The sequence below is a fragment of the Aeromonas sp. 600276 genome (assembly GCF_049175815.1).
GTDB lineage: Bacteria > Pseudomonadota > Gammaproteobacteria > Enterobacterales > Aeromonadaceae > Aeromonas > Aeromonas dhakensis.
Genome location: NZ_JAAKVU010000017.1, coordinates 104066 through 119636, shown reverse-complemented (window position 1 = coordinate 119636; position 15571 = coordinate 104066). Strand labels below are relative to the sequence as shown.

At 65.6% G+C, this 15571-nt stretch carries 12 protein-coding genes; 5 read left to right on the top strand and 7 right to left on the bottom strand.

Annotation, left to right across the window (positions count from 1 at the left end):
* The first annotated feature begins 433 nt into the window (after positions 1–433).
* Complete coding sequence (locus G5134_RS16830) at positions 434–934, top strand: NUDIX hydrolase (RefSeq protein ID WP_065017289.1); 501 nt, start codon at positions 434–436, stop codon at positions 932–934.
* Positions 935–963: 29 nt separating this feature from the next.
* Here G5134_RS16830 and G5134_RS16825 read toward each other — a convergent pair whose 3' ends face one another.
* Positions 964–2247: a HAMP domain-containing sensor histidine kinase gene (locus G5134_RS16825; protein ID WP_065017290.1), complete on the bottom strand. Its 1284-nt coding sequence runs from the start codon at positions 2245–2247 to the stop codon at positions 964–966.
* The gene (locus G5134_RS16820) at positions 2244–2924 is read right to left on the bottom strand and encodes a response regulator transcription factor (protein ID WP_065017291.1); all 681 of its coding nucleotides are present in this window, start codon (positions 2922–2924) and stop codon (positions 2244–2246) included. Before G5134_RS16820 ends, G5134_RS16825 begins: the two co-directional genes overlap by 4 nt.
* Before the next feature lie 161 nt (positions 2925–3085).
* Here G5134_RS16820 and G5134_RS16815 point away from each other — a divergent pair, with 161 nt between their 5' ends.
* Positions 3086–4246 carry an efflux RND transporter periplasmic adaptor subunit gene (locus G5134_RS16815; protein WP_065017292.1) on the top strand — a complete coding sequence of 387 codons (1161 nt, stop codon included), beginning with the start codon at positions 3086–3088 and terminating at the stop codon, positions 4244–4246.
* 2 nt (positions 4247–4248) lie between these two features.
* Positions 4249–6195, top strand: coding sequence for a MacB family efflux pump subunit (locus G5134_RS16810; RefSeq protein ID WP_421232089.1), 1947 nt, complete (start codon positions 4249–4251; stop codon positions 6193–6195).
* A gap of 308 nt (positions 6196–6503) precedes the next feature.
* Here the strand turns inward: G5134_RS16810 and G5134_RS16805 are convergent, their stop codons facing one another.
* From G5134_RS16805 to G5134_RS16785, 5 genes are all read right to left on the bottom strand, one after another.
* Positions 6504–7340 (bottom strand): transporter substrate-binding domain-containing protein, encoded by an 837-nt coding sequence (locus tag G5134_RS16805; protein WP_065017294.1) that lies wholly within the window; start codon positions 7338–7340, stop codon positions 6504–6506.
* On the bottom strand, positions 7337–8098 hold the full coding sequence (locus G5134_RS16800; protein ID WP_065017295.1) for an amino acid ABC transporter ATP-binding protein: 762 nt from the start codon (positions 8096–8098) through the stop codon (positions 7337–7339). Before G5134_RS16800 ends, G5134_RS16805 begins: the two co-directional genes overlap by 4 nt.
* A complete protein-coding gene (locus G5134_RS16795) occupies positions 8095–8757 on the bottom strand; it encodes an amino acid ABC transporter permease (RefSeq protein WP_065017296.1) in 663 nt (220 codons plus the stop codon). Before G5134_RS16795 ends, G5134_RS16800 begins: the two co-directional genes overlap by 4 nt.
* A gap of 74 nt (positions 8758–8831) precedes the next feature.
* Entirely contained in the window at positions 8832–9497 is a 666-nt protein-coding gene (locus G5134_RS16790) for an amino acid ABC transporter permease (RefSeq protein ID WP_065017297.1), read from the bottom strand.
* Positions 9494–10705: a threonine synthase gene (locus tag G5134_RS16785; RefSeq protein WP_065017298.1), complete on the bottom strand. Its 1212-nt coding sequence runs from the start codon at positions 10703–10705 to the stop codon at positions 9494–9496. The genes G5134_RS16790 and G5134_RS16785 overlap by 4 nt, the downstream gene beginning before the upstream one ends.
* 234 nt (positions 10706–10939) lie before the next feature.
* On the opposite strand from G5134_RS16785, the gene G5134_RS16780 reads away from it, so the two are divergent.
* Together G5134_RS16780 and G5134_RS16775 are read left to right on the top strand one after the other, a co-directional pair.
* Complete coding sequence (locus G5134_RS16780; RefSeq protein ID WP_065017299.1) at positions 10940–13087, top strand: prolyl oligopeptidase family serine peptidase; 2148 nt, start codon at positions 10940–10942, stop codon at positions 13085–13087.
* A gap of 196 nt (positions 13088–13283) precedes the next feature.
* The gene (locus tag G5134_RS16775; RefSeq protein ID WP_065017300.1) at positions 13284–15440 is read left to right on the top strand and encodes an AsmA family protein; all 2157 of its coding nucleotides are present in this window, start codon (positions 13284–13286) and stop codon (positions 15438–15440) included.
* Positions 15441–15571 lie beyond the last annotated feature (131 nt).

Genomic DNA, 15571 nt, shown 5'->3' with positions numbered 1-15571 from the left:
GGTAGTTCAGTCGGTTAGAATACCGGCCTGTCACGCCGGGGGTCGCGGGTTCGAGTCCCGTCCGCTCCGCCACTAACTTGAAAGGCCTTCCCGTCAGGGAAGGCCTTTTTACTTTGGGTATTTGCGAACGGAAGCACGCCAACAAGAGACAACAGACTAGGCAGGGCTGTGACTTGCCACTGGCAACGCGGTCCCTGTCTGTTGTCCTTTGTGCTTGAGCCGGACTCTGTCCGTCTCCCCGTCCGTTCCGCCACTACTTAAGAAGCCCAGTCGACAGACTGGGCTTTTTTTCGTTTGCTTCCCGCAGTATTACCTCTTCTCCCTCTTTTATATCCCGCTGATTTATCACGTCATGGGTGTTGTGCCTCAAGGCTTTCCATCAGGGATGGGGTTCGGCATACAATGCGCCTTTGGTGTCAGATGAGAGTCTCCTATGTTTTGTCCCCGTTGTGGTTCCGGAACGCTGCAACAGCGCAGCGAGAAAGAGTTTGCCTGTGGCTGTGGTTTCCACTATTTCCAGAATGTGGCGTCGGCCGTGATGGTGGCACTGTGCTGGCAGGACGAGCTGCTGGTCGCAGTGCGGGCCCGGGATCCCGGTAAGGAGTTGCTGGATCTGCCGGGCGGCTTCGTCGATCCCGGCGAATCGCTGGAGGAAGCCTTGGTGAGGGAGCTCAAGGAGGAGCTGGGGCTGAACCTGACGGGGGAGACGCCGCGCTACCTGGGCTCCTATGCCAACGTCTATCCCTATGACGATGTGATCTATCACACCTGCGATACCGTGTTCTTGCTGGAGTTGGCAGACAAGCCTTTGGTGGTGGCGGCCGATGATGTGGCAGCCTGCGAGTGGCGCAAGCTGGCCAGCATTGCCCCTGCCGAGTTTGCCTTCCGTTCAACCGGCGCCGCCATCAGTCAATTGCAGCGGCTGCGGGGCTAACCAGCAGCAGTGATGACTGGGCGGAGCAGCTAGCCCGGCAGGTGGAGGGTGACGATCAGGCCGCCCTCTTCGCCGTTTCTGGCGTCGACCCGCCCGCCCTGGGCCTGGATGGCCTTGCGGGTGATGGCAAGGCCCAGCCCATAGCCCTTGCCTGCGGCGGGGGAGCCGATCCGCACGAAGGGATCGAAGATGCTGGAGAGCTTGCTCTCATCCACCCCCATCCCCTGATCCGCCACCTCGATGACGAACTCGCTGCCCTGGTGCATCAGGGTCAGGTGGATGCACTGGCCCGCCTGCGAGAAGCGCAGGGCATTGCGCAGCACATTGTCGAGAGCCCGGCGGATCAGCTCCGCCTGTCCGCAGACCGTGTACTCCCGGGTCTCATCCACCCAGGTTTTGATCTCGACGCCCATGTGCTGCGCCTCGTAGCGGGCATCGCTCACCACGGCGTCGACCAGCCCCTGCAGATCGTAATACTCCTCGCCGTCCCGCTCGCCATGGCCGGCGCGGGTGAGGGTCAGCAGTTCGCCGATCATCTTGTCCATGCGCTGGGTCTCGAGCTGGATCCGCGCCAGGGAGCCATCGATCCTGGCCGGATCCTGCTGGGCCAGACCGATGGCCAGTTGCAACCTGGCAAGGGGGGAGCGCAGCTCGTGGGAGACGTCGTGCAACAGCTGCTCGCGGCTCTCCACCAGCAGTTGCAGCCGCTCGGCCATGGCATCGAAGTCGCGGGCCGCATCGCTGATCTCGTCGTGGCGCCGCCGCATGGCGGGATAGAGGCGCACATCAAGCTCACCCTGGGCGAGGCGCGCGAACCCCTGTCGGAAGCGGTTCATGGGACGAGTCAGGTGCCAGGCGAGCAGGGCACTGAAGAAGAGGCCGCCAAGCCCGCCGATCCACCACATGGGGGGCGGCATGTTGAGCCAGTTGCGGTGGGGCTGGGGTGGGGCCAGCAACTGCTGCAGGCCGGCGCCGTCGTAGTCGAGCCGATAGTGCTGGCCATCGGCCCCCGGCAGGATGCGGCCGCTCAGCGTCGTGGCTGGTTCTGTTGTGATCGGTTCAAGCTGCAGCAGCCTTCGCTCCCGGGCCGGCCAGCTGGCCTGCAGGGCTGCGACTGCAGCCGGTCCCTGTCGCTGCAGCAGGCTGGCGGCCGCCTCCAGCTGGCGTTCGGCCAGCTGGCTTGCCATCCGCTGCTCCGGCGGTCCCTCATGGCGATAGAGGCTGAAGGCCACCCACAGCAGCTGGCTCATCATGATGATGGTGAACCAGAAGCCGAACAGGATCTTCCAGAACAGGCGCCCCTTGAGGATCATGCCAGGCGGTATCCTATGCTGCGCACCGTCTCGATGCCGATGGCGTCCCCCGCCAGGGCCTGCAGCTTCTGGCGGATGTTGCAGATGTGCACGTCGACGCTGCGATCATAGGGCTCGCGTGGGCGGCCCAGCCCGTGCAGGGAGAGCTCATCCTTGCTGACCACCCGCTCCGGCGATCGCAGCAGCAGTTCCAGCAGGTTGAACTCGGTGGCGGTCAACTCCAGCGGCTGTGTTTGCCAGTGACACTGACGGCTGGCGGGGGAGAGCACCAGCTCGCCAAGGCGCAGGCCCTGCTCCTTGCTTGGATTCGTGGGGGCAGGCTCGACACGGCGCAGCACGGCCCTCAGCCTGGCCACCAGTTCTCGCGGGTAACAGGGCTTGGGCACATAGTCATCGGCCCCCATCTCCAGCCCGATCACCCGATCGATGTTGTCCCCCTTGGCGGTGAGCATGATGACGGGGATCCGGCTGTCGCGGCGGATCTGGCGGAGCACCTCGCTGCCGTTCAAGTCGGGCAGCATGATGTCGAGCACCACGGCGGCATAGTTGCCGGAGAGGGCGTGCTGCACGCCGCTCTTGCCGGTCAGCACATGGGTGGTGGCAAAGCCTTCGCCGCCCAGGTATTCGCTCAGCATGGTGCCAAGCTCCAGATCATCGTCCACCAGCAGGATCTTCATCGCTCTTCTCCGTCTCGGGTTGGCGCCATTTTCCCGTGTCCGTCTCCGCCTGACAGCTGCTTTTACGCAATCCTTACACTGCCCTGCAAGAGGCTTAACCGGACATTGGAGTAGATTGCCCGGGTCTGTTTCATCCTCTGTTTTAGCCAAGGATATCCGCGATGACCCGTGCCCGTCTTCTCGTTGTTCGCCTGCTGCTGCCCGCCCTGCTGCTGGTCGGCGCCGGCTGGCTGTGGCTGCCTTCCACGGCGGCGCCGGCAGCCGCCTATATCACGGCTTCGGTCGAGCGGCGGGATCTGGAGCAGAGCGTGCTGGCCGACGGCACCCTGCAGGCCCAGAAGCTGGTGAGTGTGGGGGCCCAGGTATCGGGGCAGATCAAGGCGCTGCATGTGGCACTGGGGGACGAGGTGAAGCAGGGCGATCTGCTGGTCGAGATCGACGATCTCACCCAGCAGAACGCCCTCAAGGATGCCGAAGCCGCCCTCGACAACGTGCAGGCCCAGTTGGCCTCGCGCCGGGCCACTCTGCGCAACAACCAGCTGGTCTTCGAGCGTCAGCGCAAGGTGCTGGCTCGGGGATTGGGCAGTCAGGCCGACTACGACAGCGCGGAGGCAACCCTGACGGCCACCCATGCCGACATCCGGGCGTTGACGGCGCAGGCGGTGCAGGCTCGCATCGCGGTCGACACCGCCAAAGTGAATCTGGGTTACACCCGCATCGTCTCCCCCATGGCGGGCACCATAGTGGCGATCCCGGTGGAGCAGGGGCAGACGGTCAACGCGGTGCAGAGTACCCCGACCATGGTCAAGGTGGCGCGACTCGACACCATGACGGTGGAGGCGCAGATCTCGGAGGCGGACGTGATCAGGGTGAAGGCCGGCCTGCCCAGCTATTTCACCGTGCTGGGAGCGCCCGAACAGCGCTACCAGGCCAGCTTGCGTGCCATCGAACCCGCCCCCGACACCATCAACGACGACACGACCAGCAGCAGTTCGACCAGCACGGCCGTCTACTACAACGGCCTGTTCGAGGTGGAAAATCCGCAGCGGGCCCTGCGCATCGGCATGACGGCCCAGGTGCACATTGTGCTGGCGACCGAACGCAACGCGCTGGTGATCCCGGCCATCGCCCTGAGCGAGGGGCGGGTACAGGTGGTGGATGAGGGCGGTCGCCCGCAATGGCGGCAGGTGAAGGTCGGCCTCAACAACAAGGTGGATGCCCAGATCCTGGACGGGCTGGCGGAGGGGGAGGCCGTGGTGGTGAGCCAGTTGACGGCCCAGCACCAGCAGAGCGGGCGGATGGGTCCGCCCATGGGGATGTGATGATGAGAGAACCACTGCTGCAACTGAGCGGTATCCGCCGCCATTTTGGCGACGGGGAGCGGCGCGTCGAGGTGCTCAAGGGCATCGACCTGACCATAACGCGGGGCGAGATGGTGGCCATCGTCGGCGCCTCCGGCTCCGGCAAGTCGACCCTGCTCAATATTCTGGGCTGCCTCGATCAGCCGAGCGAGGGCGACTACCGGGTGGCCGGACGGGAGACGAGCCGGCTGACGGCCGATGCGCTGGCGACCCTGCGCCGCGAGCACTTCGGCTTCATCTTTCAGCGCTATCACCTGCTGGGAGATCTCAGTGCCCGCGACAACGTGGCGCTGCCTGCCCTCTATGCCGGGTTGGCCGGCGATGCGCGCAAGGCGCGGGCCGAGAGCCTGCTGCAGCGGCTCGGGCTCGGCAGCCGGCTCGACTACAAGCCGAGCCAGCTCTCCGGCGGCCAGCAGCAGCGGGTCAGCATTGCCCGCGCCCTCATCAACGGCGGTCAGGTGATCCTGGCGGACGAGCCGACCGGCGCCCTCGACAGCCAGAGCGGGGCCGAGGTGCTCGGCATATTGAATGGGCTGCACCGCGAGGGGCATACGCTGGTGATCGTGACCCACGACATGGCGATCGCCGAGCAGGCCGAGCGGATCATCGAGCTGAAAGATGGCGAGGTGGTGGCCGACCGTCGTCGCGAGCCGGCACAGCCGCTTCCCGCGCACATTGGGTCCCGGGTCGGCGAAGGGGCACGCGGTGGTCTGGCCGGGCGGCTCGGCGCCGCTTTCAAGATGGCGCTGCTGGCCATGCAGGCCCAGCGCATGCGCACCTTCCTCACCATGCTCGGCATCATCATCGGTATCGCCGCCGTGGTGTCTGTGGTGGCGCTCGGGCGCGGATCCCAGCAGCAGGTGCTGGCCAACATCAATGCCATGGGCACCAGCACCCTGGAGATCTTCCCCGGCAGCGGCTTCGGCGATCGGCGGGCTGAGGCGGTCCAGACCCTCAGGGTGGAGGACGCCGACGCTCTCGCCGGGCTCGGTTATGTGCACAGCGTGACCCCCAGCCTGGCCACCAGCGTCACCCTGCGCCGGGGCAGTCAGGCGGTACTGGGTTCGGTGAACGGGGTGGGGGAGCAGTTCTTCCAGGTGCGCGGCTATCGACTGTTGCAAGGCATGCTGTTCGATGCCACCAGCGTGGCCGACATGGCGCAGGAGGTAGTGATCGACGAGAACAGCCTGGCGCGCCTGTTTGCCGCGGGGGAGTCGCCGCTCGGTCAGCTGATCCTGCTGGGTAGCCTGCCGTGCCGGGTGATCGGGGTGGTGGCCCGAAACCAGAGCGGCTTTGGCAGCGACGAGAACCTCAACGTCTGGATCCCCCACACCACGGCCATGACGCGGATGCTGGGCCAGAGCTACCTGCGCAGCATCAGCGTGCGGGTGCAGGATGAGGTGGCGCTGGCCGCCGCCGAGGATGGCATCACCCGCCTGCTGCGCGAGCGTCACGGCAGTCAGGATTTCTTCGTGCTCAACACCGACAGCATCCGTCAGGCGATCACCAGCACCAATGCCACCCTGACTCTCTTGATCGCCATGATTGCGCTCATCTCCCTGGTGGTGGGCGGCATCGGGGTGATGAACATCATGCTGGTGTCGGTGAGCGAGCGCACCCGCGAGATCGGCGTGCGGATGGCGGTGGGGGCCAGAACCGGCGACATATTGCAGCAGTTCTTGATCGAGGCGGTGCTGGTCTGCCTGTTGGGCGGGGCGGCCGGGGTGCTGCTCTCCCTGCTGGTCGGCGTCTTGTTCGAGCACTTCAGCAGGCAGTTCACCCTGAGCTACTCCCTGGACGCCGTGCTGATGGCCTTCTTCTGCTCCAGCCTCATCGGCGTGCTGTTCGGCTTCTTCCCGGCGCGGCGGGCGGCGCGGATGGACCCCATCCACGCCCTGGAGCGGGAGTAGGCACCCTCTTCGGCGCCCGCTGCGCCACCCCATTCGCCGGCGTTGCCGAGGGCTCATCCCGCCCCCGGTGGCGCGGCGAATTGGCCGGACGGCATCCCGTGCCAGTCCGGCAGCCTGAACCGTGTCATCGACGTGACACAGCCTGCTCTGCGCGGGTTTTCAACCGGGCCCCTGGCCCGGTTCTTTTTCCCATGCGAAAAAAAGGCGTCACCCGAGGGGGACGCCTGAAAGGTCAAACCTTGCGGTTTGCGGACCAACGGAACCAAGATTTCACACACATCACACTCTCAGCACTTCTCTCGGCAGGCTCAGCCCTGCCACTTGCCTCCTTCCACTATCACGTCGTCGGGATTGGTATCGGCGCTCAACTTGTCGCGCACATACTGGTCATAGAGTTTCAGCAGGTACTTCTCTTCCCCCAGCTTGGCGAGACGGTCGTTGACCCAGTCACGCAGCTCGATATTGCCCTTCTTCACCGCCGGCGCGATGGGGTCTTCCGAGCCCAGCTTCTCGGGCAGAACCCGATAGCCCGGGTTCTCCTTGGCCCAGCTGAAGAGCACCAGGTTGTCCTGGGCATAGGCGTCGCCACGGCCCTGGGCCAGCGCCTGCAGGGATTCGGTGTTCTTCTCGAACTTGAGCACCTTCCACTCCGGGTGGTTGCGGGTGAGCCAGATGTCGGCCGTGGTGCCGGTGGTGACGATCAGGGTCTTGTCCGCGAGATCGTCCAGCCCCTTGGCGGCGCTCTTCTCCGGTACCAGCACCTGCACCGCGACCTTGAGGTTCGGGTTGGTGAAGTCCACCACCTGCCGCCGCTCCGGGGTGACCGTCATGTTGGCGAGGATGAGATCCACCTTGTCGCTCTGCAGGAAGGGGATGCGGCTGGCGGGCTCCACCGCGACGAACTCGACCTTGTTCTCGTCTCCCAGCAGATCCTTGGCGAAACGGCGGCCGAGGTCGGTGTCAAAGCCGACGTAGTTGCCCTTCTCGTCCACGTAGCCAAACGGGGGCTTGTCGGTGAAGACGCCGACGATGAGTTTGTCACGGGCCTTGATCTTGGCGAGGGAACCGTCCGCCGCATGGGCGACGCCGCTGGCGAGACCCAGTCCCAACAAGGCACTGAACAGAACCGAGGTGATTTTTTTCATGCTGACTCCTTTCGTTTGATGACAGTTGTATAAGAAAACTTGGCGAGGAACTGGCGGGCACGCTGGCTGCGCGGGTGCTCGAAAAATTGATGGGGGGCGGCCTGCTCCAGGATGTGGCCGCCGTCCATGAAGACGATGCGATCCGCCACCGCCTGGGCGAACGCCAGCTCGTGGGTGACGATGAGCAGGGTCATGCCGCTACCGGCGAGATCGCGGATCACCTCCAGCACCTCCTGCACCATCTCGGGATCCAGCGCAGCGGTCACCTCGTCAAACAGCATCACCTGCGGGTTCATGCAGAGCGCCCTTACGATGGCGATGCGCTGCTGCTGGCCGCCGGAGAGCTGGCGCGGATAGTCATGGCGCCGCTCCCACAGACCGATGCGGGTCAGCAGTTGTTCCGCCTGCAGCAGTGCCTCGGCCCGCTCTCGTTTTTGCACCTGCAGAGGGCCGAGAAGCACGTTCTCCAGTACCGTCAGGTTGGGGAAGAGGTGATAGCTCTGGAACACCATGCCGATGCGCTGGCGCAGCCGCTGCCAGTCGGTGTTGACATCCAGCCGCTCTCCATCGAAGCGAATGTCGCCCCCCTGAATGGGTTCGAGCCCGTTGAGGGTGCGCAGCAAGGTGCTCTTGCCGCAGCCGCTCGGCCCCAGGATGACGATCACTTCCCCGGCGTGCACCGTGAGGCTGACCTCATCCAGTACCCGGTGTTGGCCGAATTGTTTGATGACAGCATTGAGCTCAAGCAGAGGTGTCATACCGCATTACCCCATTGTTGCTCCAGCCGGCGCGAGGCAAGCGAGAGCGGATAGCAGACCAGAAAAAAGAACAGGAACAGCAGACCGTAGATAAGCAGCGAGCCATAGGTGCGCTCGATGATCTGCTGGCCCACCTTGATCACCTCCACCACCCCGATCAGCACCGCCAGCGAGCTGGTCTTGATGATGCGGGTGTAGATGTTGATGGTCGGCGGCGTCAGCCGTTGCAGCGCCTGAGGCAGCAGCACGTGGCGATAGAGCTGCCAGCGGGAGAGCCCGAGCGCCAGGCCGGCCTCCTGCTGGCCGCGGGCGAGGGACTTGAGACCACCGCGCACCACCTCCCCCACCTCGCTGGCGCCCCACAGGGCCAGCACCAGCACGGCGCACCAGAAGGCCGGGATATCCAGGCCAAAGAAGATCGGCAGCCCGAAGAAGAAGAGGTAGAGCCAGACCAGCACGGGTACCACCCGAAACAGCTCCAGATAGACCCGCAGTGCTCCCCGGGTCAGCCTTCCCCCCTGCTGGGCCAGCACGCCGTAACCGACCCCGCCCAGGGTGGCGAACAGGATGGCGAGCAGCGAGATGGCGAGGGTCTGGCCCGCGCCCACCGCCAGCAGCGGCAGCGCCTGCGTCAGCTGCTCAGTGACCGGACTGGCCATAGTGATCCCTCCTTTCCTGCGCCTTGGTGACGAGTGATAGCGGTAGCAGGACGATCGATGCCTGCATCAGCGATTCAATGACCGAACTGACCATGTTGCAGCCTCCTTTCAACGACGCGCAGGGCGAGCGACAGCGGCAGAAAGATCAGCACGCACATCAAGGTCAGCACCGCCAGCATCTCGTAGGTCTTGTAGTAGAGGGCGATGTAGTTCTTGGTGGTGTAGAGCAGCTCCGGCACCGCCACCGCCGAGGCCACCGTGGTCTCTTTGAGCAGGAAGATGAAGTTGGCAAACAGCGCCGGCAGGCTGGCGAGCCAGGCCTGGGGCAGTTGCACGTGGCGCAGCAGCTGCCAGCGGGAGAGGCCGATGGCTCGCCCGGCCTCCAGCTGGCTGGGGGGGACAGCCTGCACCCCTGCCCGCAGCGCCTCGGTCAGGTAGCCACCGCCGAGGAAGGTCATGGCGATCACCGCCGTGGCAAAGCCCGACAGCGACAGGCCGAGCGCCGGCAGCCCGAAGTAGAGAAAGAACAGCTGGATCAAGAGCGGCGTATTGCGGGCCAGCTCCACATAGGCGCGGATCACCCCGTTCAGCCAGGGTTTGTGCAGGCTTTGCAGCGTCACATTGAGCAGCGCCACGGCGAGCGAGGTGAGGATCACGATAGCGCCGAGCTGCAGGGTGACCCAGACCGATTGGCCGAACGCCGGCAGGGTGCTGAGAACAAAAGACCAGTCGAAGCTCATGCCGGGATCCTCCCGTCGCGGCGCAGCCGCTGGGGCACGACTGTGATGGCGTCCGGGTACTTGATGCCGGCGCCGGTGTTGAGTACCACCACCCGCTCGCCCCCCTGGATCCAGCCCGCTTCCCGCAGCTGGCGGGCGGCGGCGAAGGCGGCCGCCCCTTCCGGGCAGACGAAGCAGCCCTCCTGGGAGGCGAGCTGACGCAGCTCGCGCTGGATGGCGCCATCTTCCACCGCGACGGCGCAGCCCTCGGTGCGATAGAGGGCGTCCAGCACCAGAAAATCCCCCAGCGCCTTGGGTACGTTGATGCCGAACGCCAGGGTCTGGGAGTCGGGCCAGAAGCGCGATTCGCGCTCCCCCTGCTGCCAGGCCTGGACGATGGGGGCGCAGCCGCTCGCCTGCACCGCCACCAGGCGCGGCAGCGGTCCCTGCACCCAGCCCAGCTCCTGCAACTCCCGCAGCGCCTTGTAGATGCCGATGAGGCCGACTCCGCCACCGGTGGGGTAGAGGATCACGTCCGGCAGGGTCCAGCCGAGCTGCTCGGCGATTTCAAACCCCATGGTCTTCTTGCCCTCGATGCGATAGGGCTCCTTGAGGGTGGAGGCATCAAGCAGCCCCTGCTCGGCCACCGCTTCGGCCACTTGGCGACCGGCGTCGCTGATGAGGCCGTCCACCAGATAGAGGCGGGCACCGGCCAGGGCGCTCTCCAGCCTTGTGATGGCGGGGGCCGCCTGCGGCTGGACTATGGTGCTGCGCAAGCCGGCGCGGGCGCCGTAGAGTGCCCAGGCCGCACCGGCGTTGCCGTTGGTGGGCATGGCGAAGTGGCTGACGCCGAGTTCGCGGGCGCGGGAGACGCCGACCGCGGCGCCGCGGGCCTTGAAGGAGCCGGAGGGGGTGAGGCTCTCATCCTTCATCCAGAGATCCGGAATGCCGACCTGCTTGCCGAGGCGCGGCAGCGGCAACAGCGGGGTGAAGCCTTCCCCCAGGGTGACCACCTTGGCGGGGTCGCGTACCGGCAGCAGCTCGTGGTAGCGCCACAGGCTGGCGGGGCGGCCCAGCAGGGCGGCCGGATGCCAGGCCTGCTTCAGGGCCTCGAGGTCGTAGCTGGCCAGCAAGGGGGCGCCGACCGGGCTCAGCTGCTGGGGCTGATCGGCATCCACAATCTCGCCGGTCTTGCTGCAACGCAGATGTGATAGGTAGCTGTACGGCATGCTTTATCCTGAATGAGTCGAGATGGTCAGTCGCTTATTCCATCCTGTGACCCAAGTGCCGGATAACAAACAAAATAAACTGGCAAACCTAAGCGAAAAAATTCATATGACTCCGATTGGTCGGGGTTGTGGCGGTTTCCCGTTCATGTCGCCTGCTCACCCGCTGGGGGGTTGGGCCGTCCGGCACTCTTTGCTAACCTGCCCGCTTCACCGAAATTGCAGGGAGCCGCATCGATGCGAGCGATTGTCAGCCTGCTGGCCCTGTCACTGCTCTGTGCATGCAGCGGCCAGCCAACCCAAGAGGATGCCATGTCAGGGAAAGCGCGCCTTCACTACCCCGTCACCCGCCAGGGTGAGCAGGTGGATCACTACTTCGGTCAGGCCGTGGCCGACCCCTATCGCTGGCTGGAGGATGACCGCAGCCCCGAGACCGAAGCCTGGGTCAAGGCCCAGAACGCCGTGACCCGGGACTACCTGGCACAGATCCCGTATCGCACCGCCATCAAGGAGAAGCTGGCCTCTTCCTGGAACTACGCCAAGGAGGGGGCGCCGTTTCGCGAGGGGCGCTACCACTACTTCTTCAAGAACGACGGCCTGCAGAACCAGAACGTGCTGTGGCGCCAGCAGGAGGGCAAGCCGGCCGAGGTGTTCCTCGATCCCAATACCCTCAGCCCCGACGGCACCACGGCGCTGGATCAGCTGAGCTTCTCCCGCGATGGCCGCATCCTGGCCTACTCCTTGTCGCTGGCGGGCAGCGACTGGCGCGAGATCCACCTGATGGACGTGGAGAGCAAGCAGCCGCTGGAGGCGCCCCTCAAGGACGTGAAGTTCAGCGGCATCAGCTGGCTCGGCAACGAGGGCTTCTTCTACTCGAGCTACGACAAGCCCGACGGCAGCGAGCTGTCGGCGAAGACCGATCAGCACAAGGTCTATTTCCACCGGCTCGGCACGGCGCAGGAGGATGACCGGCTGGTGTTCGGCGCCATCCCGGCTCAGCACCACCGCTACGTGGGGGCGACCGTCACTGAGGATGACCGCTTCCTGCTCATCTCGGCGGCGAACTCCACCTCCGGCAACCGCCTCTATGTGAAGGATCTGAGCCAGGAGAACGCGCCGCTGTTGACGGTGCAGGGGGATCTGGACGCGGATGTGAGCCTGGTGGACAACAAGGGCGGCACCCTTTACCTGCTGACCAACCGGGACGCCCCCAACCGTCGGCTGGTGACGGTGGATGCCGCCAACCCGGGGCCGGCCCACTGGCGCGACCTTATCCCCGAGCGTCAGCAGGTGCTGACGGTGCACAGCGGCAGCGGCTATCTGTTCGCCGAATACATGGTGGATGCCACCGCCCGGGTCGAGCAGTTCGACTACGAGGGCAAACGGGTGCGCGAGGTGGCGCTGCCCGGCCTTGGCAGCGTCAGCGGCTTCAACGGTAAGCACGATGATCCCGCCCTCTACTTCGGCTTCGAAAACTATTCCCTGCCGCCCACTCTCTATCGGTTCGAGCCAAAGAGCGGCGCCATCAGCCTCTATCGCGCCTCGGCGGCGCCGTTCAAGCCGGAGGATTACGTCTCCGAGCAGCGCTTCTACCAGAGCAAGGACGGCACCCGGGTGCCGCTCATCATCAGCTACCGCAAGGGGCTGAAATTCGATGGCAGCAACCCGACCATCCTTTACGGCTATGGCGGCTTCGACGTGAGCCTGACCCCGAGCTTCAGCGTGTCGGTGGCCAACTGGCTGGATCTGGGGGGCGTCTATGCGGTGGCCAACCTGCGTGGGGGCGGTGAGTACGGCCAGGCCTGGCACCTGGCGGGCACCCGGCAGAACAAGCAGAACGTGTTCGACGACTTCATCGCGGCGGCCGAGTACCTCAAGGCCGAGGGCTACACCCGCACCGATCGGCTGGCGATCCGCGGTGGCTCCAACGGCGGTCTGCTGGTGGGGGCGGTAATGACCCAGCGGCCGGATCTGATGCGGGTTGCCCTGCCGGCGGTGGGGGTGCTCGACATGCTGCGCTACCACACCTTCACCGCCGGGGCGGGCTGGGCCTATGACTACGGCACCAGTGCCGACAGCGAGGCGATGTTCGACTACCTGAAGGGCTACTCGCCGCTGCACAACGTCCGACCCGGGGTCAGCTACCCCTCGACCCTGGTGACCACGGCGGATCACGACGATCGGGTGGTGCCGGCCCACTCCTTCAAGTTTGCCGCCACCCTGCAGGCCGACAATGCCGGCCCCCATCCCCAGCTCATCCGCATCGAGACCAATGCCGGGCACGGGGCGGGTACGCCGGTGGCGAAACTGATCGAGCAGAGTGCGGACATCTATGCCTTCACCCTGTACGAGATGGGCTACCGGGAACTGCCGCGTCAACCTTGATCCGGGCGAGACGGGCGTCAGCCATCCACCATCCACTATCATCAGGGCCCTGCGGGGCCCTTTTCATTGCCGCGCGTTTGAACACCGACCTGCGACCATCCCTGTCTCGCCGCTGGCTTGTTTTGGCAGACGGGCCCCATCTGTTATCCCCCCGGTGGTATAGTCAGTCACAAGATCCGCATTCAAGGAGTCCATCGTGAAGAAGATCATCTACATCCTGCTGGGGTTGGCGCTGGCGGCCGTGGTGGCCATCACCGCCCTGGTGTCCCTCATCGACCCCAATCAGTTCAAGCCTCAGCTGGTGGATCAGGTGCGCAAGAGCACCGGCCGCGAGCTGGTGATGGAGGGGGCGATCGGCTGGCGCTTCTGGCCAAGCCTCGGCCTCTCTCTCGAGCAGGTGGCGCTGCGCAACCCCGCCGGTTTCGCCGAGCCCGACCTGGTGCGCTTCGAGCGCGGGGAGGCCTCGGTGGGCCTGCTGCCGCTGCTCTCCCACCGGCTTGAGATAGGCAAGGTAACCCTGAGTGGTGCCCACCTGTTTATCCAGACCAAGGCTGACGGCAGCTCCAACCTGAGCGATCTCATCAAGACGGCCAAACAGGGGGCGGATGCCTCGCCGACGGGCGAGAGTCAGCCGGCTGCCCCGGCCGCCAGTGACAAGCAGCCCTGGCAGATCAGCCTGCAAGGGGTGGAGCTGCAACAGGCCAGCGCCCTGCTGCAGGACGATCGCAACGGCACCGTCTCCCGCCTCGAACAGCTGGACCTGAACCTGGGTCAGCTGGTGGTGGATCAGTGGGTGCCGGTGACCCTGGTCGCCAAGGGGGCCCAGGGGGAGCTGGCATTTGATCTCAAGGGGCAGGCCCAGCTCAAGCTGGCCCAGGATGAGAGCCGCAGCGAGCTCAAGGATCTCAGCCTGGAGGGGAGCCTGAAGGATCCGGTGCAGCGGCTCGACGCCTTCTCCCTCAAGGCCGACCGGCTGGCGCTGGGGGAGTGGAGCAGCCTCACGCTCAACTTGCAGGGCGCCCAGGGAGCGGCGGACAAGCCGACCCTGGCCGGTACCCTGGAGGGGACTCTCAAGGCACGGCTCGATGAGCACCGGCAACTGCTGGAGGTGTCGGATGCCGTGCTGGCCGCCAAGCTCAGTGGTGACGCCCTGCCGCGCCCGCAGATGCAGGTGAAGCTCGCGGGCTTTGCCCGTGCCGAGCTGGGCAAACAGAGCGTGACCCTGACCAACCTGGTGATGGGGGTGGATGACGCCCTGCTGAGCGGCAACGGCAGCGTGCAGCTGGGCGCCGTGCCCAGGGTGGAATTCGACCTCAAGGGGGAGAAGCTCGACCTTGACGGCTGGCTCGGTCAGCCGGCCAAGGCCGCGCCCGCCGCGGCCAGTTCGGGCGCTGCAGCCCCGGCCGGGACGACGGCGCAGGCCGCCGCCCCCGCCGCCAAGGCGCTCTCCACGGCCGAACCGGACCTGACCGCCCTCAAGTCGGTGGATCTGGCCGGCCGGTTGCAGCTGGGCAGTGTGCGGTTGAAGGGACTGGATCTGAGCGCCGTCGACCTGCAACTGGCCCTGGCCGGTGGGCAGCTCACCCTCAAGCAGTTCAGCGCCGGCGTGGCCGGTGGCAAGGTGACCGCCAGCGGCGTGCTTGATGCGCGGCAAAAGCCGGCTCGCTATCAGGCCCACAAGCGGGTACAGGGGGTCGATGTGCGGCCGCTGCTGCAGACCCTGGCCCAGACCGATCTGCTGGAGGGCAAGGGGGATCTCGAGGTCGAGGTGCAGGGGGCCGGCCTCTCCGAACTGGCGCTGCGCAGCCGGATGCAGGGCAAGGTGAACCTCAAGTTGAGCGATGGCGCCCTGCACGGCATCAACCTGGCGGAGATGATCCGTGAGGCACGGGCCACCCTGACCGGCAAGGGGGCGGATCAGGTGAAGGAGGCGCGCAAGACCGACTTCAGCGCCCTCACCGCCAGCTTCCGGATTGCCGACGGGGTCGCCCAGAGCGACGACATCCAGCTGTTCGCCCCCGCCCTGCGGGTGAAGGGGCAGGGCCAGACCGCCCTGGTGCCGGAGACCCTCGACTTCCTGTTCCTCACCTCAGTGGTGGAGAGCAGCAAGGGACAGGGGGGCAAGGATGTGGACGAGCTCAAGGACATCACCATACCGGTGCGTATCGGTGGCCACTGGCAGGCGCCGAGCTACCGGCTCGATGTGAAGGCACTGCTCAGCAACAACAAGCTGCTGGAGGAGAAGGCCCGCAAGGAGGCAGAACGCGGTCTCAAGAAGCTGCTGGGTGACAAGGCCGACAACGAAGGGGTGAAGGGGGTGGCCGACCAGCTGCTCAAGGGCTTGTTCAAATAGCCTAGCCCTGTTGTTTTATCGCCATGCAGAGCCCGCCCCGTGCGGGCTCTGTGCGTTTTGGCCGGGAGGCGGGGACGCGCCGGTAGTGAAAGAGAGGGGTGTTTGGGCCGGACAAAGATGGTATCACTGTG

Excerpts from the sequence above, each read along its gene's own strand:
- G5134_RS16830 (WP_065017289.1), top strand. The coding sequence starts at position 434 with ATGTTTTGTCCCCGTTGTGGTTCCGGAACGCTGCAACAGCGCAGCGAG.
- G5134_RS16825 (WP_065017290.1), bottom strand. The coding sequence starts at position 2,247 with ATGATCCTCAAGGGGCGCCTGTTCTGGAAGATCCTGTTCGGCTTCTGG.
- G5134_RS16820 (WP_065017291.1), bottom strand. The coding sequence starts at position 2,924 with ATGAAGATCCTGCTGGTGGACGATGATCTGGAGCTTGGCACCATGCTG.
- G5134_RS16815 (WP_065017292.1), top strand. The coding sequence starts at position 3,086 with ATGACCCGTGCCCGTCTTCTCGTTGTTCGCCTGCTGCTGCCCGCCCTG.
- G5134_RS16810 (WP_421232089.1), top strand. The coding sequence starts at position 4,249 with ATGAGAGAACCACTGCTGCAACTGAGCGGTATCCGCCGCCATTTTGGC.
- G5134_RS16805 (WP_065017294.1), bottom strand. The coding sequence starts at position 7,340 with ATGAAAAAAATCACCTCGGTTCTGTTCAGTGCCTTGTTGGGACTGGGT.
- G5134_RS16800 (WP_065017295.1), bottom strand. The coding sequence starts at position 8,098 with ATGACACCTCTGCTTGAGCTCAATGCTGTCATCAAACAATTCGGCCAA.
- G5134_RS16795 (WP_065017296.1), bottom strand. The coding sequence starts at position 8,757 with ATGGCCAGTCCGGTCACTGAGCAGCTGACGCAGGCGCTGCCGCTGCTG.
- G5134_RS16790 (WP_065017297.1), bottom strand. The coding sequence starts at position 9,497 with ATGAGCTTCGACTGGTCTTTTGTTCTCAGCACCCTGCCGGCGTTCGGC.
- G5134_RS16785 (WP_065017298.1), bottom strand. The coding sequence starts at position 10,705 with ATGCCGTACAGCTACCTATCACATCTGCGTTGCAGCAAGACCGGCGAG.
- G5134_RS16780 (WP_065017299.1), top strand. The coding sequence starts at position 10,940 with ATGCGAGCGATTGTCAGCCTGCTGGCCCTGTCACTGCTCTGTGCATGC.